A 23,078-nucleotide genomic window follows, 5' to 3' on the forward strand; every position below is an offset into this window, starting at 1 on the left:
GTTGCGCCTAACGCATTGGCGCGCTAGCGTAATTTTTTAGAGTCCCATAATGGACCGCAAGATGTTCCTTAGGAGAGAATAAGTGGCCGCCGAGCAGTTCGACGATTTTGACAGCTTTCCCAACCTCGTCACCATGTTTTTTGCGCGCGCGCGGTATCGCGGTGACGCACCATTTTTATGGGCAAAACATGATGGTACGTGGCAATCCTTAAGCTGGGCTGAGGTCGCGCGCCAGGTTGCTGGCTTTGCCAAATCGCTGCGCCAGCTTGGGTTGGAAAAGGGCGACCGGGTCATGCTCGTGTCGGAAAATCGGCCCGAATGGTGTATCGCCGATCTGGGCATCATGGCGGCTGGATGCGTGACCGTGCCGACCTACGTCACCAATACCGAACGCGACCATCAGCATATTCTCGATGACAGCGCCGCGCGCGCGGTGATTGTCTCGACCGCAAAGCTTGCCAAGACCCTGATGCCGGCGGCGCTGCGGTCGTCGCAAGCGGAATTCATTATCGCTATGGAGCCGCAGCCAGCGGTGCAGCATGGCCAGTTGTCGATGCACCAATGGTCCGACATGGTTCAGGGCAATGATGCCGATGTACGGGCTGCTGAGGCCGCTATGGCCGCAGTAACGCGCGACGATTTGGCGTGCATCATTTACACCAGCGGTACCGGCGGTGCGCCGCGTGGCGTGATGCAGCATCATGGCGCGATATTGCATAATGCCGACGGCGCCGCCGAAGTGCTGCGCGAAGATTTTGGGCTGGACGAAGAAGAAGTCTTCCTGTCATTTTTGCCGCTCTCGCATGCTTATGAGCATAGCGGTGGTCAGTTCCTGCCCATCGGCGTTGGCGCGCAAATCTATTATGCGGAAGGGCTGGAAAAGCTTGCATCCAATATTGAGGAAACACGGCCGACCGTGATGGTGGTCGTTCCCAGATTGTTTGAAGTCCTGCGCCAAAGAATGATCAAGGCCGTCGAGAAGCAGGGTAAGGTTCCAAGCTACTTGCTCGATAAAGCCCTGACCATCGGCGAACGGGACTATTCGGGGCGTAAGCGGCTTTCCGATGCGCCGATGCGGTTGATTTTATCGCGGACGATTAAGCCCAAAATCCAGGGGCGCTTTGGTGGCCGGATGAAGGCCATGGTATCGGGCGGTGCGCCGCTCAATCCCGACATTGGCGTGTTTTTCCAATCCTTGGGCATTACCTTGCTGCAAGGTTACGGGCAGACCGAGTCTGGCCCCGTCATCAGCTGCAACCGGCCCAAAGCGGGCATCAAGATGGATACCGTCGGTCCGCCGCTGAAGAACACAGAGGTCAAGATTGCCGAAGATGGCGAGATCCTTGTCCGTGGTCCCTTGGTGATGAAGGGCTATTGGCGGAACAAGGCGGAGACCGACCGGGTTATCAAGGATGGTTGGCTACACACCGGCGACATCGGGCACATCGATGATCGCGGACGCATCGCCATCACTGACCGGAAAAAGGACCTGATCGTCAACGACAAGGGCGACAACATCGCGCCGCAAAAGATTGAGGGCATGCTCACGCTTCAGCCTGAAATTTTGCAGGCGATGGTTTCAGGGGACAAGCGGCCTTACATCGTTGGCCTTATCGTTCCAGATCCCGAATGGGCGCTCGAATGGGCGCGTGCGCAAGATATGAAATATGATTTCAATGCCTTGCAGGCAAATCCTCAGTTTCGAACTGCGGTTCGCGCTGCGGTTGACCGCGTCAACGCCGATGTGTCGGTAACCGAAAAGGTCCGCCAGTTTGAATTTGCTGACGAGCCTTTCTCAATAGAAAATGGCGAAATGACACCGAGCATGAAAATTCGGCGCCATGTCATCCGCGAACGTTACGCCGCGCGCGTTAATGGCCTTTACAAGGACTGAAGCGTCGCGACATTGTGTCGGTTTGCTTATTTTGCGTCCAACCATGCACTCACCTCGGAACGGATCCGGGATTGGGTTTTGATGCGCGTTTCTATGGAACGGATTTTCATATGACTGCTCCCCGGTGGGGCGCTACATATTTTGCGCCCAAATAAGAAATTCGACATTGCCTTGCGGTCCTGTAATCGGGCTGGTGGTCAAACCGCGTATCGTCCAGTTTTTTTCGACCAACCACTGCTGTACCTCGTTGCAAACGCGTTCATGGACTTCAGGGTCCCGCACGACGCCGCCTTTGCCAACTTCTTCACGGCCAGCCTCAAATTGTGGTTTGATAAGGGCGATCAATTGCGCACCGCTTTTGGCAAAGGTCAAAGGCCGATCTAGCACTTTGGCGAGACCGATGAAGCTTGCGTCACAAACGATAAGGTCAACGGGTTCGGTGATATGCACGTCGGTCAATATGCGCGCGCTTGTCTGTTCATGAACCACGACGCGGGGGTCTTGCCGCAGTTTCCACGCGAGCTGGTTCGTGCCGCTATCGACGGCGAAAACGCGCGTTGCCCCTTGCGTCAGCATCACGTCGGTAAAGCCGCCCGTTGATGAACCCACATCAATGGCAACCATGCCGGTTACATCGATGGCAAATTCATGAAGGGCATGGGCAAGTTTAATGCCGCCGCGCGAGACCCACGGATGATCGCTGCCCTTCACACTGATTTCGGTATCTTCGGCGATTTGCTGCCCTGGCTTTAGTGCCTTGGCATCACCGATATAGACATGGCCCGCCATGACCAATGCCTGCGCGCGCGTCTTGCTTTCGGCAAGGCCGCGATCAACGATCAATTGGTCTAGTCGTGTTTTTTTGGTCGCCATGTCGCAACGCGCTAGCGGAGCAGATGCGATTTGGCCATAAGACAAAGTCATGCAGATCCGTAACCTGACCCTCATTGCAATGCTGCTGCTCGCATCCTGCGTTGCGCCGCCGCCGCCAGCGCCGCCGGCGGCACCCGTGCCGCCACCGGTCGCCACCACGCCTGCGCCAACGCCGCGTCTGTCGGCGGATTGGAATGACTGGCCTTTTTCTGCAGGCGATTGGGTGTATCGGCGCGATGATCGCGGATCAATTGCTGTATTTGGACCGACTGGCCAAAATGCAGTCGTCACCCTGCGCTGCGACCTGCAAAATCGGCGCATATATGTGTCACGTGTGGCGACGGCACCCGGGCAACGCATCGTCATTCGGACATCTTCGTCCATGAAGGAATTTGCGGCCAAGCCGACCGGCGGAATGCCCGTCTATCTGGCAAGTGAAATCATGCCGATGGACGGGATATTGGACGCGATGGCGTTTAGCCGCGGGCGGATATTATTGGAAACGGACGGACATCCGCCGATCATTTTGCCCGCATGGGCAGAGATTGCACGCATTGTCGAAGATTGCCGCAAATAGCCATTAGACGACGTCACATATCGCGGCGCGGAACCCCAATATTTGCCCGAAAAATAATTTATTACAAGACTTGTTTAAGCGACCCGTTTGATTCAACTTCGGTCCTGCGGAGGGCAAATATATGTTTGAAGCAAGCAATTTCCATTCAACGAAAGGAGGTGATCCGATGTCTCATGGTTCAGTTAAGAGGTCGGGGAATTCCGTTCGGGAGATCGGCCGCCGATGATATCGGCGATGCCGGTCACGGCATGAAAGCAACTTCCGGCAGCGGCACATCCGACCGCTGACCCATGTTTAAGGGCCGTTGGATCATTCCAGCGGCCCTTTTCTGTTTCGCAGTCTTGTCAGCGTGCAATATCTTTTTGTCGAACAGCAGTGGCAAACGGCGTTCGAATGCTTACATTCGAAAAAAGGTAAAAAGGGACAAGACATTATGCAGTTTCTGCGCGTCAGCTGGAAGATATTGGTCGGGTTGAAAGACCTGCTCGTGCTCGTTTTCCTGTTGTTCTTCTTCCTCGCGATATTCGCGCTTCTGAACGCCAGCCCCAATCCGGCGGTCGTGCGCGATGGTGCGTTGTTGCTGAAACTTGATGGTGTTATTTCCGAACAGCCTGCAGAAGTTGACCCGCTGACAGCGCTCACATCCTCGTCCATGCCAACCGGTGAAATTCGCCAACGCGATGTCGTTCGCGCGCTCAAGCTCGCGGAAAAAGATACGCGGGTGAAACTGGTCGTTGTCGACATGGAACGGTTCATGGGCGGCGGACAGGCGAGCCTTGCAGCAATCGGCAACAGCCTTGAGGCGGTGAAAAAGGCGGGCAAGCCTGTCTATGCCTTTGCCACGGCCTATACGGACGACAGCTATCAACTGGCGGCCCATGCCACGCAAATCTGGATGGACCCGCTGGGCGGCGCAATGATTACGGGACCCGGCGGATCACAGCCTTATTATAAAGGCTTGCTCGATCAGCTTGGGGTGAAGGCCAACATCTACCGCGTCGGAACGTTCAAGAGCGCCGTTGAACCCTATATGCGCACCGAGCAGTCCCCTGAATCCAAAATGGCGATCAAGGGGGTTTATGATGAAGTCTGGGGCCAGTGGAAAGCGGGCGTAGCAAAGGCGCGCCCTCAGGCGCAGCTGGACCGTATGTTGACCGACCCGGCCGGTGCGGTGGAGTCCGCCAAAGGTGATCTGGGGCAATTGGCGCTGTCTTCTCGTCTGGTCGACAAGCTTGGTGACCGTATCGCATTCGGGAAATTCATCGCCGGAAAGGTTGGCGCGGACGATAAGAAAACGACCGGTGGCTTTGCCCACACACCAATGGGCGCGTTACTTGCGAGCTACGGCCCCGCAACTGCGGGTGCACAGATTGGCGTTGTGACCATTGCGGGAACCATCGTTGATGGAGAGGGTGGTCCCGGAACCGCAGCGGGCGACACCGTCAGCGGTCTCATTTACGATGCGCTCGACAACAAGGATTTGAAAGCGTTGGTGGTCCGCGTGGATTCGCCGGGCGGTTCCGTCACCGCATCGGAAAAAATCCGTCTCGCCATTGAAGCGGCGAAGGCGAAAAAGATTCCGGTCATCGTTTCTATGGCGAATTTGGCCGCAAGCGGGGGTTATTGGATATCGCTTCCTGCCGATGTTATTTTTGCCGATCCTGCCACAATTACCGGATCCATTGGTATTTTCGGCGTCATTCCAAGCGCTGAGGCTGGCCTTGCGAAAATCGGCGTGAATGCGGACGGCGTGAAGACGACGCCATTGTCGGGCGAACCTGATATCTTGAATGGCTTTAGCCCCGAATTTGACCGCGTGGCCCAAAGCGCCATTGAGAACGGCTATCGCCAGTTCCTGACGCGCGTCGCAACGGCGCGCAAGAAAACGCCTGAACAAGTCGATGCTGTTGCGCAGGGGCGTGTATGGGCAGGTGGTACGGCCCGCCAGCTCGGCCTCGTCGACAGGACCGGTGGTATGCATGAGGCGCTTGCGGAAGCCGTAAAGCGTGCCGGATTGAAACCCGATGGATGGCATGCCGAATATATTGAACCACCAGCGAGCTTCGCAGGCACGTTGATCAGTGGCCTGATGCCAAAGCGGGCGCAGGCTGCAGCGCCGATGGACATTTTTGCGCAAGCATCGTGGCAGCAGCAGTTGCTGTTCCAACGGATTTCGGCAGATTTGAATATGCTGACGGGTGTGCGTGGCGCGCAGGCCAAGTGCCTTGAATGTGTGGATTTTGGCGCACCCGCGACGGCAAAGGCCGATACCGGCTGGTTCGCGATGTTGATGAAGGCCTTAAGCTAAAAATGTGTCATCCCGAACCCATGTTCGGGATGACAATTATCACTTGGGCTGTTTACGCCTTAACCGCACAAATAAGGCCGGACGAGCTTACGACGCCGAGTATTTCGGGGTCTTGCAGCGAACGTGTGCGCTTCAGAAAGTCCTCGACGGTAATCTTGCGCATGTCCTGACCGCGCAGCTTTTTAAGGCCGCTCAGCTTATTCAATTGCACCAGTGAAAGCCGGTCGACCATCCGGTCAGCCATGCATGCTGCAATCGGTTGGGAGAGACCGGCATCCATCAGCGCGGTTTTTACGCGTGTTTCAGGGGTGGCACATGCCGAGAGCGCTAGTGCAACCAATGTGACTAGCGCTGCCGGTTTCATATACCATGTTCCTTCGCCCGTTCGACGCATTCCATAATGATACGCTTGGCGTCATTTTCATCACCCCAGCCATTCAACTTGGCCCATTTGCCGGGCTCCAGATCTTTATAATGGGTGAAGAAATGTTCGATCTGTTGCAGCACGATTGGTGGCATATCCTTGTACGTCACAACGTCCGAATAATAAGGGAATGTCTTATTGACCGGCACGCAGAGCAATTTTTCGTCACCGCCAGCATCGTCTTCCATCATCAACACGCCAATCGGGCGGCATTTGACTACCGCACCGGCGACGATAGGCGAGCGCGCGACGACAAGTGCGTCCAACGGGTCGCCATCTTCACCCAGCGTATGTGGAACAAAGCCATAATTGGCGGGGTAACGCATGGGTGTGTGCAGGAAACGGTCTACGAAAAGAGCACCAGAAGCCTTGTCGAATTCATACTTTACAGGTTCACCGCCAATGGGAACCTCGATCAGCACGTTCAGGCTTTCAGGCACATTGTCGCCTGCTGGAATCAAATCAATACGCATGGGAGAATGCTTTCAAATTGTTATTAGTTGGTCCGCCGCGGACTGAGCAAACGATCGATCGCCGTTTCGCCCTTGCCCGTGGCTTCGAGGTGCGGATAGCGCAAGCCGCCTGAATAGGCGATGTCTATTTGCTCAAAACGTTTGTTGCGTTCCAATATAAGGCGGACGGGCTTTTCCCCACCCTTTGCAGCCTTGATTGCGGCACTCAGGCCGTCTTTGGAGTAAGCATAGCCGTTGACCGCAATGATTTTGGTGCCGTTGACAATATTGGCCTTAAAAGCAGGACCGTTCCATAATACCGACGTGACGCGGCCTTCTTTATCCAACGTCAGCCCCAGCGAGTGCGTGAGGTTGAAGTTGTTGCCTTCCTTCATCAATTCTTTGTCGAAGATGTTGGGCTCTTCTTTCCAGACAAGTTTGTACCCGCCCAATTCAAAACCGTTCAGCGGTGCGGGCTGACCCGGTTGGCGCAATTTGGTATCCAGAAACGTCGCCCAATCATAAGGCTGCACAGCATTCAGCGTGCGGACAATCTCATCAAAATTATAAGTGAGCACGCCCCAATCGGCGTTGCGCACGCCAAAGAAAGCCTTGGCGAAATCATCAAGTGATTTCTTACCCTTTGACAGCGTGCGGATGGTCATGTCCGCGTCGAGCCAGACCAAAGTGCCTTCATTATAATAATCTTCGCCGCGTGCCTGGCTCGCGAATGGCTTGGCTTTGCGTGCGCCAAAAATCGGATCATGCGTGGTATCTTCCACCGAACGCCATGTGCGGCCGGGCTGCTCTGCATAAAAGCCGGCATGTTTCGCCAATTCGCCAAGTACCATCTCTTTCGACTGCAGACCCGAGCGCGCGCCAAGCACCAGATCCCAAAAGCTGGTCTGCCCTTCATACACCCACAACAAATTGTCGCGCATTGGGGTGGAATAATCCGGCGTCCACATCGTATCAGGACGACGGAACTTGCCGTTCCAGCTGTGCGTGAATTCGTGCGGCAACAGGCCGCGTTCGGACATATTGTCATCCCATTCGATGAAATAGTCAGTCTCGCGCGTATTTTCAGAGCTGCGATGATGTTCAAGCCCAATTCCGCCGAGCTCTTCCGTCAGCCCGAGCAGAAATTCATAGCGATCAAAATGCTTTGAACCAAAAAGCAGGAGCGATTCATCCACCAATGCGCGATGTGCAGCGATGTGCTCTGGCTTCGCAGCCAAATATTTGGCGTCGTCGGCCCACACATTCAGCGTGACGTTATTGCCCAGATCCCATTTTTTGTAATTCGGCCCCGCGAACATCGGGCTGTCGACCAAGGTTTCAAAACTCGTCACGCCGTAATCAATGCGGTTGCCGGTAATCTTTGCGCCATCAAGCGCCGCCACGCCCGTCCAGCCTTCAGGCAGCGTAATCGACGGCTTTACCTGAATAGCGCGGGTAAAATGTCCCGCGGGGTACAGGGCCACCTGTTCCCATTGGATGTTCATCATATTGGGCGTGACGTTGATGCGGCCTTCGCTTTCGCGGACAGGCGCTGTGAATTGGAATTCTACATCGACGGACGATGTTTCGGCAGGCACATCGACATGAAAGGCGTAAACCTGAACCGGGTCGCGGGTCCAACGCAGCGTTTGCCCGCCTGCACGGATCATCAGCCCTGTCATTTCGGCCAGTGCACCCCGTGGGCCATGCTTGCCGGGCAGCCACTGCGGGTAAAGCAGGATGAGCGGCTTGCCTTTTTCTACAGGAATGACCTGACGCACTTGGAAAATAGCACGATCAATATCGGTTGCGTCCACAGACAAGATCATTGGCGCCGACAAGGGGCGGTCTTGCGGCTCGGGGATGTTCGAGACGATAGGCACTGGCTGCGGCGCACTGTTTTGCGCAGAGGCTGCAGAAACGAGACTGGCAGAAAGGGCGAATGCGGCGATAGCGCGCGACAACATGCGTGGATTCATGGGCCAGACTTTTGGCGAAAGCCGATTGGCGCGTCCAGCCCTATTCCACTAACAACAATTAGCCGCTAGGGCGCTTTAATATGGCAAAGATACAGACACCCCAAGCCGTTCGCGGTACTCAGGACATGTTCGGCGAGACAGAAGAACGTTTTGCGCATGTCGTCGCAACATTTGAACGCGTGCGCAGGCTTTATGGATTTAAGGGCCTGCAACTGCCCGTCATTGAGCCAACGGCGGTATTTTCGCGCAGCCTGGGTGAGGCGACGGATGTCGTATCCAAGGAAATGTACAGCTTCGAAGATCGCGGCGGGGATTCGATCACGCTGCGGCCCGAATTTACGGCGGGCATTGCGCGCGCATACCTTACCAATGGCTGGCAGCAATTTGCGCCGATGAAGCTGTCGGTGCACGGCCCATTGTTCCGTTACGAACGCCCGCAAAAGGGCCGCTATCGTCAATTTCACCAGATTGATGCCGAAATTATCGGTGCAGCAGAGCCTTCTGCCGATGTTGAACTGCTGGTGATGGCGGACCAATTGCTGAAGGAATTGGGCATAAACGACGGCGTGACGTTGCAGCTCAATACATTGGGCGACACGCCAAGCCGCGATGCGTGGCGCGCGGCATTGGTCGGATATTTCAACGATCATAAGGGTGCACTGTCCGAAGATAGCCTCGCGCGGCTGGAGAAAAATCCGTTGCGTATTCTGGATAGCAAAGACCCCAAAGATCGCCCGATTGCCGACGCAGCGCCGGTGATCGACGATTATCTATCGGGCGAGGCACAGGATTTCTTCGGCGCGGTCACCGCTGGCCTTGATGCCGCTGGCGTTGCATGGACACGCAATGCCGCGCTGGTGCGCGGGCTGGATTATTATCGCCACACCGCGTTTGAATTTGTGACCGACCGGCTGGGTGCGCAGGGCACCGTACTGGGCGGCGGACGCTATGATGGCTTGATCGAAAATCTCGGCGGACCAGCGACGCCAGCGGTTGGCTGGGCGGCGGGCATTGAGCGGTTGGGCATGTTGATTGATGCCGTGCCAACACAGCAGATCGAAGCCATGATTGTTTTGGAGAATGACGCGGGTCTTGGGCATGCCTTCGCGCTTTTGCGTCAGCTGCGCCAAGCCGGAATTTCGGCCGACATGATTGCAACTGGCTCACCGAAAAAGCGGTATGACAAGGCGGTCAAGCAAAGCCCCGCTGCGATCCTGCGCGTCAATGAGGATGGCTATTACGGGATGTCCGGTGAAGGCAACGATGACCGGCTTAAGAGCATTCTTCAGTCGCTCGCATGACCAAAATCTCCCCGCAACGTATCGCGCTTATTGAATCGCGCTTTTCCGAGCTTGAGGCGCGGATGGCTTCGGGGCAGTTGGAGGGCGATGCCTTTGTCACGGCGTCCAAGGAATATTCGGAGCTGGAACCGGTCGCCAAGGCGGCGGCCAATGTCCGGCGACTGCGCAAGGAAATCGAAACCTTGCAGCATATGTCGAAGGATTCCTCCGACCCCGACCTGCACGAGATGGCGATTGAGGAACTGGAGGATGTCAGCCACCAGTTGAGCGAAGCCGAAACCGCTTTGGCTATCTCGCTCTTGCCGAAAGATGCCGCCGATGACCGGCCGGCCATGCTCGAAATCCGGGCCGGCACGGGCGGTGATGAAGCTGCGTTGTTCGCCGGTGACCTGTACCGCATGTACGAACGCTATGCCGCGGGGCAGGGGTGGAAGATCGAACCTATCTCGATCAGCCCGTCCGATGTGGGCGGCTTCAAGGAAGTTGTTGCCGCGATCAAGGGCAATGGTGTTTTCGCCAAGCTAAAATATGAAAGCGGCGTCCACCGTGTGCAGCGCGTGCCTGTCACCGAAAGCGGCGGCCGCATTCACACCAGCGCAGCGACCGTCGCGGTACTGCCGGAGCCGACCGAGGTCGATATCCAGATCGAGGCGCGCGACCTGAAAATCGACGTGTACCGTGCGTCGGGTGCGGGCGGACAGCACGTCAACACCACGGACTCGGCCGTGCGCATTACCCATTTGCCAACCGGCATTGTGGTGACCTGCCAAGACGGGCGCAGCCAGCACAAGAACAAAGAACAAGCCATGCAAGTACTGCGCGCGCGGATGTATGAAAAAGAGCGCGAGGAAGCCCAAGGCGCCGAAGCCGAGGCCCGCAAGGCGATGGTTGGCTCAGGCGACCGTTCGGAACGCATCCGCACCTATAATTTCCCGCAAGGCCGCGTCACCGACCACCGGATCAACCTGACGCTGCATAAGCTTCCGGAGATATTGGAAGGCGGCGGCCTTGGTGAATTGGTTGCGGCGCTGATTGCCGAAGATCAGGCCGAGCGCATGGCGGGTCTTTCGGATTAAGTCGGTAACCTCTCTCCCGTCATCCTGAAACAAGTTCAGGATAACGGAATGGCGTTAAGTTGGTTCAGATTACCAACCGCCCATGGTCCAATTTCGGCAACACATAACGTGCAAACATGTCGCATTCGTTGATGTGCGGGTAACCCGACAAAATGAACGCTTCGATGCCGACGGCGCGATAGGCTTCGATTTTGGCGAGCACTTGGTCCGGGTCGCCAACGATCGCAGCGCCGCAGCCTGAACGTGCACGGCCAATTCCGGTCCACAGATTGTCTTCCAGATATCCGTCGTTCGCTTCCGATTGCGCGCGCAATTCGGCCTGATGCGCCACACCGAAGGTTTGCGTATCCAAGGATTTGTTGCGGATTGCGTCGCCTTGCTGCGCATCCAGCTTGGACAAGAGACGGTCCGCATAGGCCCTGGCTTCGGCTTCGGTTTCACGCACGATGACATGCGCGCGGAAGCCATATTTCAATGTCCGTCCAAATTTTGCCGCGCGCGCGGTCATGTCTTCGACAAGGTCCTTTGCGCCCTGAACCGTTTCCGGCCACATCAAATATACATCGCAACCTTCGGCAGCAGCGTCTTTAGCTGCGGGCGAGAGACCACCGAAGTACAAAGGCGGACATTTGCCGCTGACGGTCTTCATGCGTGGCGGGTCGAGATCGATTTTATAATGTTCGCCATCAATCGACAGATGCTCGCCGTTCAACAATGTCTTGAGGATCTGCATCGCTTCGACCGTCCGGCGATAGCGTGGTTCGCTGTCCATCTTATCACCCGGCAAGTCAGACGAGATGATGTTGATGTTCAACCGCCCACCCGAAATCTGGTCCAGCGTGGCAATCTGCCGCGCCAATTGCGGTGGCCAGCTTTCGCCAATACGCACCGCCATCAGCAACTTGATGCGTGTGGTCAGCGTCGCAATTGCGCTGGCAAAAGCAGTGGTATCCAACCCAAGCGTGTAGCCCGAGGGAAGCAATATATTGTCGAACCCGCCCTTTTCCGCGGCGAGCACGATATTGCGGCAATGCTCCCAACTCGACGCGAGCATGGGGTCGGATTGCCCAAGAAATTCGTAATCATCGTCGCATAATGCCGAGAACCAGCTGACTTCGATTGGATTTTTCATGGCAGGGGAACTCCTCGCGCAGCGACCAATACGCTATACCAGTCAGCGCGGGTCCATGTGATTTTGAAGGCATCGGCAGCCTCTATGATGCGTGCCGGGTTTTGCGAGCCGACAATCGGGATGGGGCGGGCAGGGTGCGCCATAATCCAGCTATAGGCCGCTGCCGTGCGCGAAACGCCATGCGCTGCTGCAACGTCGGATAGGGCCGCCGCTACATTTTGTTCACGCGTGTTGCCGGGATCGCCGATGCGACCGCCGCCAAGTGGTGACCATGCCAACACCGCCAAATCCATGGCGATGGCTTGATCAAGCTCGCCATTTTCGATGGTATCGATCCGCAACGGGGAAAGCTCCGGCTGTGTCGAGACAATCGGAACGCTGCTGAACTGTGCCAAGGTCGTTATTTGCGCCGTCGTGAAGTTCGACACACCAAAAGCGCGGATTTTTCCGTCTTTATGCGCGTCTTCAATTGTGCGTGCGATTTCTTGCGGGTGGGTGAGGATATCGGGACGGTGGATTTGCCACAGGTCGACATATTCAGTGCCCAAACGCGACAGGCTGTCGTCAATCGCCTTGGTCAGATATTCCGGGCTGCTGTCATATGGCGTCGGCGGGGTAATACCGCCCTTGGTGGCCAGCACCATGCGGTCGCGATATTCGGGTGCCTCTGCAAATACGCGGCCAAGCAGTTCCTCTGCCTTGCCAAAGCCTTGTTCCCCAAAGCCATAAATGTCCGCCGTATCGAAAAGGGTGATGCCGGCTTCGAACGCCGCATCAATGGCCGCGCGGGCTGCGGAGATTTCGAGACCCGCAAAGCGCCACATGCCCCAGGCAATCGATGAAATTTCAATGCCGCTCTTGCCCAAAAGGCGCGTGGACGGGGGTGTTGGAAGGGTCATGTATTTTTGCTCTTTTTTATGGAAGGTGAATAAGGAGGGGCAACCGACTCGCGGCTGATCAGTTCATGGGGAAGGCGGCGATGCTCAATGCCGCCCTCGCCAAATAATAGGTCCGCAGCGGTCGACGCGAGATCACGTACAGGCTGGCGCACGGTGGTTAAAGGCGGCCAAACAACGCGGGCAAGCGTGGTGTCATCGAACCCGGCGACAGACAATTGTTCTGGTACCTGAATGCCGCGGCGATGGGCGACGGCAAGGACACCTGAGGCCATGTCATCGTTCGATGCAAAGACCGCCGTAGGCGGATATTTAAGCGATAGAAATAGCTCGGTCGCCGCAACGCCGCTTTCAAAATCAAAATGGCCCTCGGCGATCAAGTCGGGATCCACCGATATGCCAACACGGCTAAGCGCGCGTTCATATCCTGCTTGACGTTCGGCACTGGCCATATGGTTCGCATGACCCTTGATAAAGGCAATCCGCCGGTGACCAATGTTGATGAGGTGCGTCGTCATGTCGTCGGCGGCCTGCATATCATCCATGAATACCGAGCTGGTAAGCGCATGGTTGGTGCCGGGCGAAATGCGCACGAAGGGAATGTTCATCGCTTCAAGGACGTTCAACACGGGGCCGCAATCGGTGACGGGTGAAGACAATATCGCGCCATCCACATGCGTTTGCCGGACCATACCGCGCACCTGCTCGCCCACATCGGGGTCGGATACATCGACGGGCTGGGCAATCAGGCGCATGCCTTCTTCATGGCAACGGTCCCAGCAGCCCTGCATGATCTGGTGCATATAATAGGGGCTGTGATTGTCATAAATCAGCGCAATCTGGCCCGACTTCGTGCCCGCCAATATGCGCGCTGCGATGCTGGGCGAAAAGCGCAGCTCCGCCATCGCGGCGTCGACCTTCGCTTTGGTTTCTGCGCTGACATAAGGGTGGTTGTTGAGGACGCGGCTGACGGTTTTGACGGCCACACCGGCAAGCTTTGCAACATCACGGATATTGGATCGGGTGTTCATGCCCTGAATTCCTGCGTGATCGCGCTGAACAGCGCTGCGTGCCCGCTGTCTTTGCGGGTGAATACGGGGGGCTGCCCATGCGGAGCCGCGATGTCATATGTCCCCTTGGCGTACACGTCGCCGGACCAAAGATGGACCCAATCCCCACCTGGCAAAGTCACGTTGCGGCTGCTTGCACCCTCTTCGACCACAGGGGCGACGATCATGTCCGCGCCATAGAGATATTGGTCCTGAATGTCGTAATAGGCCGCATCGTCATAGTGCAGGAACAACGGGCGCTGAAGCGGCAGGCCCGTGGCAACAGCCTCGTCGGACAAGGCGCGGACATATGGCGCAAGGCGGGCATGGACTTGGCTCATGCGGGCAAAATGGGTCAGTATTTCGGCGCTGCTATCGAGTTGCAGATTGTCTGCAGGGCGATTGCCCTCATGACTGCGCATGACGGGTGCAAAGGCCGCCAAGTCAATCCAACGGTGCATCAATTCTGCGGTCCGGACTACGCCATGCAGGCTGGTATACCCGCCGAGGTCGCTGTGGTGGTAAGCGTTGCCCAATAATCCGGACGACAATGCCGCTGTGATGACGGTGTTGATCCCGTCGTGGCGGGTGAAGTCGACGCATTGGTCGCCTGCCCACAATAATGGACAATGCGCCTGCACGCCCGAGAAACCTGCGCGCATGAAAAATGTCGCGTCATGCGTTTTGCCGCGCGATGCTATGGCGTCGGCATTCACCTTTGCCCAAAGCACGGGCCAGCGATTATGCGCCTCCATCGGGTCAGACCCGTCGAACAGGCGCACATCGGTCGGCAGATATTCGCCAAAATCCGCCATCCATCCCGAAAGCCCGAAGTCGAGCATTTCCTGACCGATGATGCGTTCGGCAAACCACGCTGCGGCGGCCGGGTTGCTGAAATCCACAACGCCTGCGTCAAATTCGCCGAAGTCGACGGCATAAGGCGCGTCGCTGTCCTGCCGCAGTGCGAGGAAGCTGGCGGCGCGGGCCTCTTGATACAGCGACCCATCCACCGCCAAATAGGGGTTCACATAGCCGAGAAAGCGAATGCCGCGTTCGGCAAGCGCCGCAATCTGTGCGGGCAAATCCGGATAGCGGGCAGCATTCCATTTCCAGTCCCAGAACAATCGCTTGCCAAAGCTGGTCTGACGAATACCGATCCAATCTTCGCACCACAGGCCGGTAATCGCGGCGCCCGATGCGGCAATTTTTTCGAACCGGTCAAAGGTGTCGGCACCATCCTTCAGCCCAATAATGGCACCGGAAATGGCCCAATCTGGCAGGGCAGGCTGGCGACCAAAGCGATCGGACATTTTGGTAACAAGCGCAGGAAGCGACGGCGCGTCAAAAAGCTCCAGATCGACATTTGCCGACCAACATTCGACCCCGACCCGGCCCGCGTCCGTCAGATCAAGCACCGAATAGGCCGCTGTTTCGAGGTGCACCGCATAACGCGCACTGCTTACCCATGTCGGCTGCGGATAGTTGGTGGTCCAATAGTCACCACCGGCCAAGCCATCGGCATCCATCGTCTGCGTAAGCGCGGTCGACTTATCGCGGCCAACCCCGGGTTCCGAGGTCCAGAACGGAAAGCGCCTGCCGTTGAGGCGCACATAGGACATTTGTTCGCCGCCGCCCCAAAAGGCCTCGGACATTGCGCACTGCATATCTATCCAAAGCCGGTTAAAGGCCGGATCTGTGCAGCGAAATGTGAGGATGGATTGCAGTGCCCGTTCCTCGAGCGCCAGCGTTGCGACGATGTCAGGCCGCTTTTCGTTCCAAAGCCGGATACAGCCATCGACTTGCGCGAAACAATCAAGCGCCAATCGTGTTTCAACGACATCGTCAATTCTGAAATTGCCGCGCACCATTTCCAAGTCAGGCCGCCCGGTACCGATGCTGATCGCAGGCGCGTCATTTCGGTGCGACAATATGCTGGCATCACCATGCAGCAGGTCAAAGCCTTCAGGATGCATGATGACTGTAAATGGCAACTTCTGTCCCTCTCGCGTTTTCGAGCCTGTGACTATGGCAGTATTGCAACAGTCATGGTTTAAATAATATGACCATATGACACCGCTAGACATATTGAGTCAATCTGGTAACAACCTGCCCATTGATTAGGTATATCCCAGAATAGCTTTTGTTGCTTGAGGAAACTCAAGTGATTTGGTTGAGAAGCGGATAGCCATTTTTAGGGAGGTACATGATGTTCAGTTCTGAATTTAAGAAAACGTCGTTTATTCGCGCTTCGTTGTTCGCAAGCGCCGCGATTATGGCAGGGGTCAGCCTGCCTGCGATGGCGCAGACCGCTCCAGCCGAAAATGAATCGGCCAATGCAGAAATCATCGTAACCGCGCAAAAACGTGAAGAGCGTTTGCAGGATATTCCGCTCGCTGTATCCGTTGTTGGCGGCGAGGCTATTGCCAATAATGGCGGCGTTACGCTTGAAAATGCGCAGTATCTTGTTCCAAGCTTGAACTTCCGCAAGGCGGGTACATCACTTAACCAGGCATTGTTCCTGCGCGGCGTTGGTACCATCAACTTTTCGATTGCTGCTGAACCATCGGTTGCTGCCGTTCTCGACGGCGTTGTCTTGAGCCGCGCTGGTGAAGGCTTCACCGATTTGTTTGACGTTGAGCGTATCGAAGTCCTGCGCGGACCGCAGGGTACATTGTTTGGAAAGAACGCATCGGCTGGTGTTGTCAGCATCGTAACGAAGCGCCCAACGGCAGAATTCGGCGCGACAGTTGAAGGTTCGTTCTTTACGAAGTCCGAATATCGCGGTCGTGCGACCGTTAACGTGCCGCTGAGCGCCAATGTGCGTTCGCGTTTCACCGGATTTTACGGAAGCTATGACGGCAACATCAACAATCTGACCACAGGTAACAAGGTCAATGGCTATGAACATTACAGTGTTCGTGGCGCGATTGAGGCCGACGTTAGCGAAAAGATCATGCTGACGCTGCGCGCCGATTACCGCAAAGCCAATGATGATTGCTGTGCGGAAATTATTGGCAATACGCCAACGAACGCGGCTGCGCTGGCGCTCGCTGGAACTGGCTTCGACGCCTCGGATTCACGCAACATTCGGCAGAACCTTGTTACCACGACTAAGGAAGAAAGCTGGGGCATTGCGCTGCAAGCTGATATCGAATTGGGTGAACATAGCTTGACGTCGATCACCAGCCTTCGCGGTTGGGATAATACCGAAATCCGCGATGGTGACTGGCTCGACCAGCCCTATGTTGGTTTGAACCAATTGCACGATAATGGACCGCAAACATCGAATACCTTTAGCCAGGAAATTCGCCTTGCTTCGCCGACTGGCGAATTCCTCGAATATGTCGTCGGGGCATATTATTCAAAGGCCGAATCTGACCGTACATTCACGCGCAACGTGATTACCTGTTCAGCATCGACTCTCGCTGCGGTTGTGCCTGGCCTCGTCCCTTGTTCGACAGCTGCAGGTGCTTCGACCATCACAACCCCTGCCGGAACCGCGGACTTTGGATCGACGTTTAAAAACATGTCGCTATTTGGTCAGGCTACGCTCAACCTTTCCGACAGCCTGCGTTTTATTGGTGGCTTGCGCTACACAAATGACGAATTGGATGTAAACCATATCCGCCGTACCTCGCTCGCAGGTCCAGGTGTGCAAGGAAACTTTGACGCTGGCGTTTACAATAATGGTCTCGTGGCAACCGCGCCCGCTACCGGCTTTGTTGCAGGCACGTCAAACGGCGTTCCCTTCACCACCAGCACCAGCAACAATAACCTTTCGGGTAAGGCGGCTGTTCAGGCGGACCTCACTGAAAACAATATGGCTTATGCGAGCTACACGCGTGGTTATAAGGGCCCTGCCTACAACATCTTCTATAACCTGACGACACCCGGCGCTGGTGTTATCGCACCAGAAACGGTCAACGCTTATGAAGTGGGTTTGAAAAATACCCTTTTCGACGGCGCCCTGATTCTTAACCTCGCGGCATATTATGCCAAGTATAACAACTATCAGGCAAACAGCCCAGACTTCGTAGCCGGTGTACGCACCACGCGCCTGACAAATGCAGGTTCGGTATCGACCCAAGGTTTCGAGGTTGATTTTGTTGCGACGCCATTGCGTAACTTCACGCTTTCGGGCGGCGTTGCTTACAACAAGGCGCAGGTTGAGAATTTCCGCTTGCCACCAGGTGCTGACGCATCGCAATTGGTTGCCAAGGGCACGCCTTTGGCGAACGCACCAAAGTGGAAAATGTCGTTTGGCGCACAATATAACATTGAAACGTCGGGCTTTGCGAATATCGAGTTGGCAAGCCAGATCTCAAGCCAGTCCGACCAGATTTACGAAGCGAGTGCGAACCCGGCTGTTCGCCTTGGCTCGACCGTAGATGGGTATGCGATTGTCGATGTGTCAGCAGCGTTGGTTGATCCTAACGATGGATGGCGGCTTGCGCTGCAGGTGAAGAACCTGTTCGATAAAAGCTTTGCTTCCTCGATCGTATCGGGTGGCCCTGGCGGCGCATATCGCTACATCATCCCCCGTGAGGCGGATCGGTATGTTGGCGTAACTGCAAAGATCAATTTCGGCGCGAAATAACCAAAAGCCCTTAAGGCGCACAAAAAAAGGCTGGAATCCGCAATGGGTTCCGGCCTTTTTTGTTTTCAAATTTCAGGAGAGAAAGCGAGGACGGGCGGTGCGAGACCAAAAGCAAACCACCCGTCCTCGCTGAGTGGGTTTTGAACGTGAGCGTATATGAACCCGTGTTACCATAGTTCGCTAAAAAGCCGAAAGTCAGACCAGTTGGGGCGGTTTTTGCGAACCGCCCCTTTTTCTTTGCGCGACATTGCGCCATAGCCAGTTCATGACCAACTGGCCCGATAGCATAGAAGCTGGCGAAACTGAGCAGCACGAACCACTTGTGCGCCGCGTGCTCGCGCCCAATGCCTCGCCTTACACCTATACAGGCACGCAAACCTGGTTGGTTGGCGCAGGGTCCGATGTTGCAATTATCGACCCGGGCCCAGTCGGCAGCGGGATGAGCATTGGCGATCCGGCTGATATCAATGGCGAGGGGCATGTCGAGGCGATCTTGCGCGCTGTTGCCGGCAAGCGTGTCGCCGCCATTATGTGCACGCACACCCATCGCGATCATTCGCCAGCGGCAGCGCCGTTAAAGGCCGCGACAGGCGCGCCAATCATCGGTTGTGCGCCGCTTGTCTTGCGCGACGATGGCCCGCGTTCCGATAGTGCTTTTGACCCGGATTATGCCCCTGACCGCATTCTTGCCGATGGAGAGCGTATTTCAGGCGACGGGTGGACTTTGGAAGCCGTCACGACCCCCGGCCACACGAGCAACCATATATGCTACGGACTGGTCGAGAGCGGGGCGTTGTTTACCGGCGACCATGTCATGAAATGGTCCACCAGTGTTGTCAGTCCGCCCGATGGCGATATGAGCGACTATCTGGCGTCCTTGCAAAAATTATATGAGCGTACGGATCGCATTTATTACCCTGCGCATGGGCCAGCGGTCGAAAACCCAAGGCAGCTTGTGCGCGGCATGATTGGTCATCGTCGCCAGCGGGAACGCCAGATTCTGAAATTGCTTGAGGCAGGCGAGGGGCACATTCCCGACATGGTCGCTGCGATGTATAAGGGTCTCGATCCGCGTTTGACGGGCGCTGCTGGCCGGTCAGTCTTGGCGCATCTCATCGATTTGCAAAATCAGGGCCGGGTCGCTGCCCAAGGCGATGGTTGGCATTTAATCCCGTAAAAAACACCGTAAAAGCGCCCGCCAGAACTTGTTTCGACCGGCCTTATCGACCACATAAGGCTTCACTCGAAGCGCAGATGACAATGCTGCAACGCAAAGGTAGGACAGAATGAACGCCCCTGTAGCCCGCGAAAATCTCCAAGGACTTGACCTGCTCGCTGAAATCCAGCGGCTGAAAAAAGAACGCAATGCTGTCATTCTCGCGCATTATTATCAAAAGCCGGAAATTCAGGACCTTGCCGATTTTGTGGGGGACTCGCTAGAACTCAGCAAGCGTGCGGCGGAAACCGACGCGGATGTTATCGCTTTTTGCGGCGTCAAGTTCATGGCCGAGACCGCCAAAATATTGAGCCCACAAAAGACCGTTATCTTGCCCGATATGGCGGCGGGCTGTTCATTGGAAGACGCGTGCCCCCCCGGCAAATTTAAGGCGTTCCGGGAAGCACATCCCGACCATATCGCGCTGACCTACATCAATTGTTCGGCGGAAGTGAAAGCGCTGTCCGATATCATCGTCACATCCTCAAGCGCCGAGACGATTTTGAGCCAAATTCCCCCCGAACAAAAAATCATTTTTGGACCTGACCGGCATTTGGGTGGCTATCTGAGCCGTAAGTTCAACCGCGACATGCTGTTGTGGCCGGGCGTGTGTATTGTGCATGAGGCGTTTTCGGAAACCGAGCTGCTGAAACTGAAAGCGCAGCATCCCGGCGTTCCTGTGGCAGCGCACCCCGAATGCCCGCCGCATATCATCGATCATGCCGATTATGTCGGCAGCACCAGCGGTATTTTGCAATATGCGCAGACGATAACCGGCGACACGCTCATCGTCGCAACCGAGCCGCACATCATTCACCAGATGGAAAAGGCGGAACCCACCAAAACCTTCATCGGTGCGCCGGGGGCTGACGGCAACTGCGCGTGCAATATCTGCCCTTATATGGCGCTCAACACGATGGAGAAGCTGTATCTCGCGCTGCGCGACCTTCAGCCGCAGATTCATCTCGACGAAACCGTGCGTTTGGCCGCCAAGAAGAGCCTGGACCGGATGCTTGAAATGGCAAGCGGGACCGTCGGTAAAGGCGACCTTGGCAGGGCCTAGCCCAGTCTGTGGAGAATTTGTGCACTATTCGCTGGATGCTAAAAAGCGCCTTCATCTGACGTTCAGCGAAAAGCGTAAATATACCCTCGCATTCACCGTTATATCGATATAATACAGCCACGCGATGCTTTTCCGGCGCTCCTCTTCTGACATTCCTTCGGATATTGACGGCCGTCTTGCGGCCTTCGATGAAAGCTATGCGCAGCGCTTTCCCGATGACCCACAGCCTTGGAATCCCGATGCCAAGCCAGCGTCGACACGGCGCCTTATCTTGGGCAAAACCCGCTGGTGGTGGTTTAGCCGAACTAGCGCGGCCATGCTTGGCCTGTTCATATTGTTGATATTGTGGCTTGCGATTACGGCGCCATTGTCAAAGTCGCTTCAGCCCATTGCACCGCCGCGCATTACGCTGCTGGCGTCCGATGGTACGCCAATCGCGCGGAACGGCGCTATCGTCGACAAACCGGTTGATGTTGGCACGCTGCCCCCGCATGTGGTGCAGGCGTTTTTGTCCATCGAAGATCGCCGATTTTATTCGCATTTTGGTATCGACCCTCGCGGCCTTGCGCGTGCGTTTTGGTCGAATGCGTTTGGCAGCGGAATGACGCAGGGCGGCAGCACCATTACGCAGCAGCTCGCGAAATTTACGTTTCTGACGCCGGAGCGCAGCCTGACGCGCAAGGCGCGCGAGATGCTCATCGCCTTCTGGTTGGAAGGGCGTTTGACGAAGGACGAAATTCTTGAGCGTTATTTGTCGAACGTCTATTTTGGCGACAATGTCTACGGCCTGCGCGCAGCGTCTTTACATTATTTCTACCGGCAACCCGAGCGCCTGACGCTCAGCCAGGCGGTGATGCTTGCCGGACTTGTACAGGCACCATCGCGGCTTGCCCCGACAAAGAACCCCGAACGCGCGGCGAAGCGGGCGCAATTGGTGCTGAATGCAATGGTCGCCAATAATGTCATTACGCGGGCCAAGGCCGACGCAACACCGGTCGCGCGGCTTGACGTTCGCGTTCGCGAAACGCTGCCCACCGGAACCTATTTTGCAGATTGGGCCATTCCCCAGGCACGGCTGATGACCGACAGCGGCTATGCCGACGTCAGGATTACCACGACATTGGATGCGCGATTGCAGAATATCGCCCGCAAGGTTGTCGCGCGATCCGCCGTTGGCAATGCCCAAATCGCGCTCGTTGCGATGCGCCCCAATGGCGAAGTCGTCGCCATGGTCGGTGGCCGAAGCTATAAGGACTCCGCGTTTAACCGCGCGACGCAGGCAAAACGGCAACCCGGTTCGACCTTCAAACTGTTTGTCTATCTGGCGGCGCTCCGGTCGGGGATGACGCCTGAATCGTTGATTGCCGATACGCCGATCAATGAAGGCGCGTATCGCCCCAAAAATTCGGGACAAAATTACCGCGGTGACATTACGCTGGAGCAGGCATTTGCCCAGTCAAGCAACGTGGCTGCGGTCCGTCTATATCAAAAAGTTGGCGGCGAAGCGGTGGCGCGCGCGGCAACGGATCTGGGCGTGCGCAGTCCGTTAACGATGGACCAGAGCATGGCGCTGGGCAGTTCGGGCCTGACGCTAATGGAGTTGACCGCTGCCTATGCTGGTGTGGCGGGGAACCAATGGCCCGTTGAACCGCACGCGATCAAACGCGAAGAACAAGGCTGGATCGAGTGGCTGTTTTACGGACCGCGTTCATTCAGCAGCCGTACGCACCGGATGTTGCTCGATTTGCTGGGTGCGACGGTCAATAAGGGAACCGGACGCGCGGCGCGGCTGTCGATCCCCGCTTATGGTAAAACGGGAACGAGCCAAGACAATCGCGATGCATTATTTGTCGGATTTGCCGGTAACCTCGTGGTCGGTGTCTGGATTGGCAATGATGACAATACCCCGCTCCGCGGCGTCAACGGCGGCGGTTTGCCGGCGCGCATCTGGCGCGATTTCATGGCGCAGTCGATCCGCAATGCGGCGCCTGCGGCAAGGCCTAAGCCGCGGCAGCAACCTGACCCCGAAGGTCCGATTGAGCCGTTGGATTTACCGGAGCTTAGCGAACTTCCAGTCGATGTTGGCAATGCCGAAGTCCGGATTGACCAAGGCCAAGGTGTGACCGTGAACGCCGAGGTCGGCGGTATGCCGGTGGAGGTCAAGCTTGACCGTGGCGGCGTGAATATTCAGCCTGCGCCGCCTGAAACCCGGCCAGCGCAAGGCCCGCGATGATGGTCGTC

The 23,078-nt window shown here is 56.4% G+C and carries 17 protein-coding genes; 9 read left to right on the forward strand and 8 right to left on the reverse strand.

Going from position 1 to position 23,078, the window contains the following annotated elements:
* Nucleotides 1-133 precede the first annotated feature (133 nt).
* A complete protein-coding gene (locus GGR91_RS02025; protein ID WP_183941511.1) occupies nucleotides 134-1,894 on the forward strand; it encodes an AMP-dependent synthetase/ligase in 1,761 nt (586 codons plus the stop codon).
* 132 nt (nucleotides 1,895-2,026) lie between these two features.
* Here the strand turns inward: GGR91_RS02025 and GGR91_RS02030 are convergent, their stop codons facing one another.
* Complete coding sequence (locus GGR91_RS02030) at nucleotides 2,027-2,767, reverse strand: TlyA family RNA methyltransferase (RefSeq protein ID WP_183939551.1); 741 nt, start codon at nucleotides 2,765-2,767, stop codon at nucleotides 2,027-2,029.
* Nucleotides 2,768-2,816: 49 nt separating this feature from the next.
* Here GGR91_RS02030 and GGR91_RS02035 point away from each other — a divergent pair, with 49 nt between their 5' ends.
* Nucleotides 2,817-3,344 (forward strand): hypothetical protein, encoded by a 528-nt coding sequence (locus GGR91_RS02035; protein WP_183939553.1) that lies wholly within the window; start codon nucleotides 2,817-2,819, stop codon nucleotides 3,342-3,344.
* 433 nt (nucleotides 3,345-3,777) lie between these two features.
* Nucleotides 3,778-5,652, forward strand: a complete 1,875-nt coding sequence (gene sppA / locus GGR91_RS02040; protein WP_183939555.1) for a signal peptide peptidase SppA — start codon at nucleotides 3,778-3,780, stop codon at nucleotides 5,650-5,652.
* Between the two features lie 52 nt (nucleotides 5,653-5,704).
* Here sppA and GGR91_RS02045 read toward each other — a convergent pair whose 3' ends face one another.
* Genes GGR91_RS02045 through GGR91_RS02055 form a run of 3 tightly spaced genes read right to left on the reverse strand, consistent with a single transcriptional unit; the run spans nucleotide 5,705 to nucleotide 8,495 of the window.
* Nucleotides 5,705-6,016 carry a hypothetical protein gene (locus GGR91_RS02045; protein WP_183939558.1) on the reverse strand — a complete coding sequence of 104 codons (312 nt, stop codon included), beginning with the start codon at nucleotides 6,014-6,016 and terminating at the stop codon, nucleotides 5,705-5,707.
* On the reverse strand, nucleotides 6,013-6,549 hold the full coding sequence (ppa, locus tag GGR91_RS02050) for an inorganic diphosphatase (protein ID WP_183939561.1): 537 nt from the start codon (nucleotides 6,547-6,549) through the stop codon (nucleotides 6,013-6,015). The genes GGR91_RS02045 and ppa overlap by 4 nt, the downstream gene beginning before the upstream one ends.
* Nucleotides 6,550-6,572: 23 nt before the next feature.
* The gene (locus tag GGR91_RS02055; protein WP_246337017.1) at nucleotides 6,573-8,495 is read right to left on the reverse strand and encodes a M61 family metallopeptidase; all 1,923 of its coding nucleotides are present in this window, start codon (nucleotides 8,493-8,495) and stop codon (nucleotides 6,573-6,575) included.
* Between the two features lie 92 nt (nucleotides 8,496-8,587).
* Between GGR91_RS02055 and hisS the strand changes: the two genes are divergently transcribed.
* Nucleotides 8,588-9,808, forward strand: a complete 1,221-nt coding sequence (gene hisS, locus GGR91_RS02060; RefSeq protein ID WP_183939566.1) for a histidine--tRNA ligase — start codon at nucleotides 8,588-8,590, stop codon at nucleotides 9,806-9,808.
* A complete protein-coding gene (prfA, locus tag GGR91_RS02065) occupies nucleotides 9,805-10,884 on the forward strand; it encodes a peptide chain release factor 1 (protein ID WP_183939569.1) in 1,080 nt (359 codons plus the stop codon). Before hisS ends, prfA begins: the two co-directional genes overlap by 4 nt.
* Before the next feature lie 64 nt (nucleotides 10,885-10,948).
* Here prfA and GGR91_RS02070 read toward each other — a convergent pair whose 3' ends face one another.
* The 4 genes from GGR91_RS02070 to GGR91_RS02085 are packed head-to-tail and all read right to left on the reverse strand — an operon-like array spanning nucleotide 10,949 to nucleotide 15,988.
* Nucleotides 10,949-12,016: an LLM class flavin-dependent oxidoreductase gene (locus tag GGR91_RS02070; RefSeq protein WP_183939572.1), complete on the reverse strand. Its 1,068-nt coding sequence runs from the start codon at nucleotides 12,014-12,016 to the stop codon at nucleotides 10,949-10,951.
* Entirely contained in the window at nucleotides 12,013-12,915 is a 903-nt protein-coding gene (locus GGR91_RS02075; protein ID WP_246337018.1) for an aldo/keto reductase, read from the reverse strand. Before GGR91_RS02075 ends, GGR91_RS02070 begins: the two co-directional genes overlap by 4 nt.
* A complete protein-coding gene (locus GGR91_RS02080) occupies nucleotides 12,912-13,943 on the reverse strand; it encodes a LacI family DNA-binding transcriptional regulator (protein ID WP_183939575.1) in 1,032 nt (343 codons plus the stop codon). Before GGR91_RS02080 ends, GGR91_RS02075 begins: the two co-directional genes overlap by 4 nt.
* On the reverse strand, nucleotides 13,940-15,988 hold the full coding sequence (locus GGR91_RS02085) for an alpha-glucosidase (RefSeq protein ID WP_322788782.1): 2,049 nt from the start codon (nucleotides 15,986-15,988) through the stop codon (nucleotides 13,940-13,942). The genes GGR91_RS02080 and GGR91_RS02085 overlap by 4 nt, the downstream gene beginning before the upstream one ends.
* 176 nt (nucleotides 15,989-16,164) lie before the next feature.
* Between GGR91_RS02085 and GGR91_RS02090 the strand changes: the two genes are divergently transcribed.
* From GGR91_RS02090 to GGR91_RS02105, 4 genes are all read left to right on the forward strand, one after another.
* Entirely contained in the window at nucleotides 16,165-18,558 is a 2,394-nt protein-coding gene (locus tag GGR91_RS02090) for a TonB-dependent receptor (RefSeq protein ID WP_246337019.1), read from the forward strand.
* 265 nt (nucleotides 18,559-18,823) lie between these two features.
* Nucleotides 18,824-19,735 carry an MBL fold metallo-hydrolase gene (locus tag GGR91_RS02095; protein ID WP_183939580.1) on the forward strand — a complete coding sequence of 304 codons (912 nt, stop codon included), beginning with the start codon at nucleotides 18,824-18,826 and terminating at the stop codon, nucleotides 19,733-19,735.
* A 109-nt stretch (nucleotides 19,736-19,844) separates the two neighbouring features.
* Nucleotides 19,845-20,837, forward strand: a complete 993-nt coding sequence (nadA, locus tag GGR91_RS02100) for a quinolinate synthase NadA (protein WP_183939583.1) — start codon at nucleotides 19,845-19,847, stop codon at nucleotides 20,835-20,837.
* A 124-nt stretch (nucleotides 20,838-20,961) separates the two neighbouring features.
* Nucleotides 20,962-23,070 carry a transglycosylase domain-containing protein gene (locus GGR91_RS02105; RefSeq protein WP_183939586.1) on the forward strand — a complete coding sequence of 703 codons (2,109 nt, stop codon included), beginning with the start codon at nucleotides 20,962-20,964 and terminating at the stop codon, nucleotides 23,068-23,070.
* Nucleotides 23,071-23,078 lie beyond the last annotated feature (8 nt).

The organism is Sphingorhabdus rigui, from assembly GCF_014196595.1.
In the GTDB taxonomy this organism is placed as follows: domain Bacteria; phylum Pseudomonadota; class Alphaproteobacteria; order Sphingomonadales; family Sphingomonadaceae; genus Sphingorhabdus_B; species Sphingorhabdus_B rigui.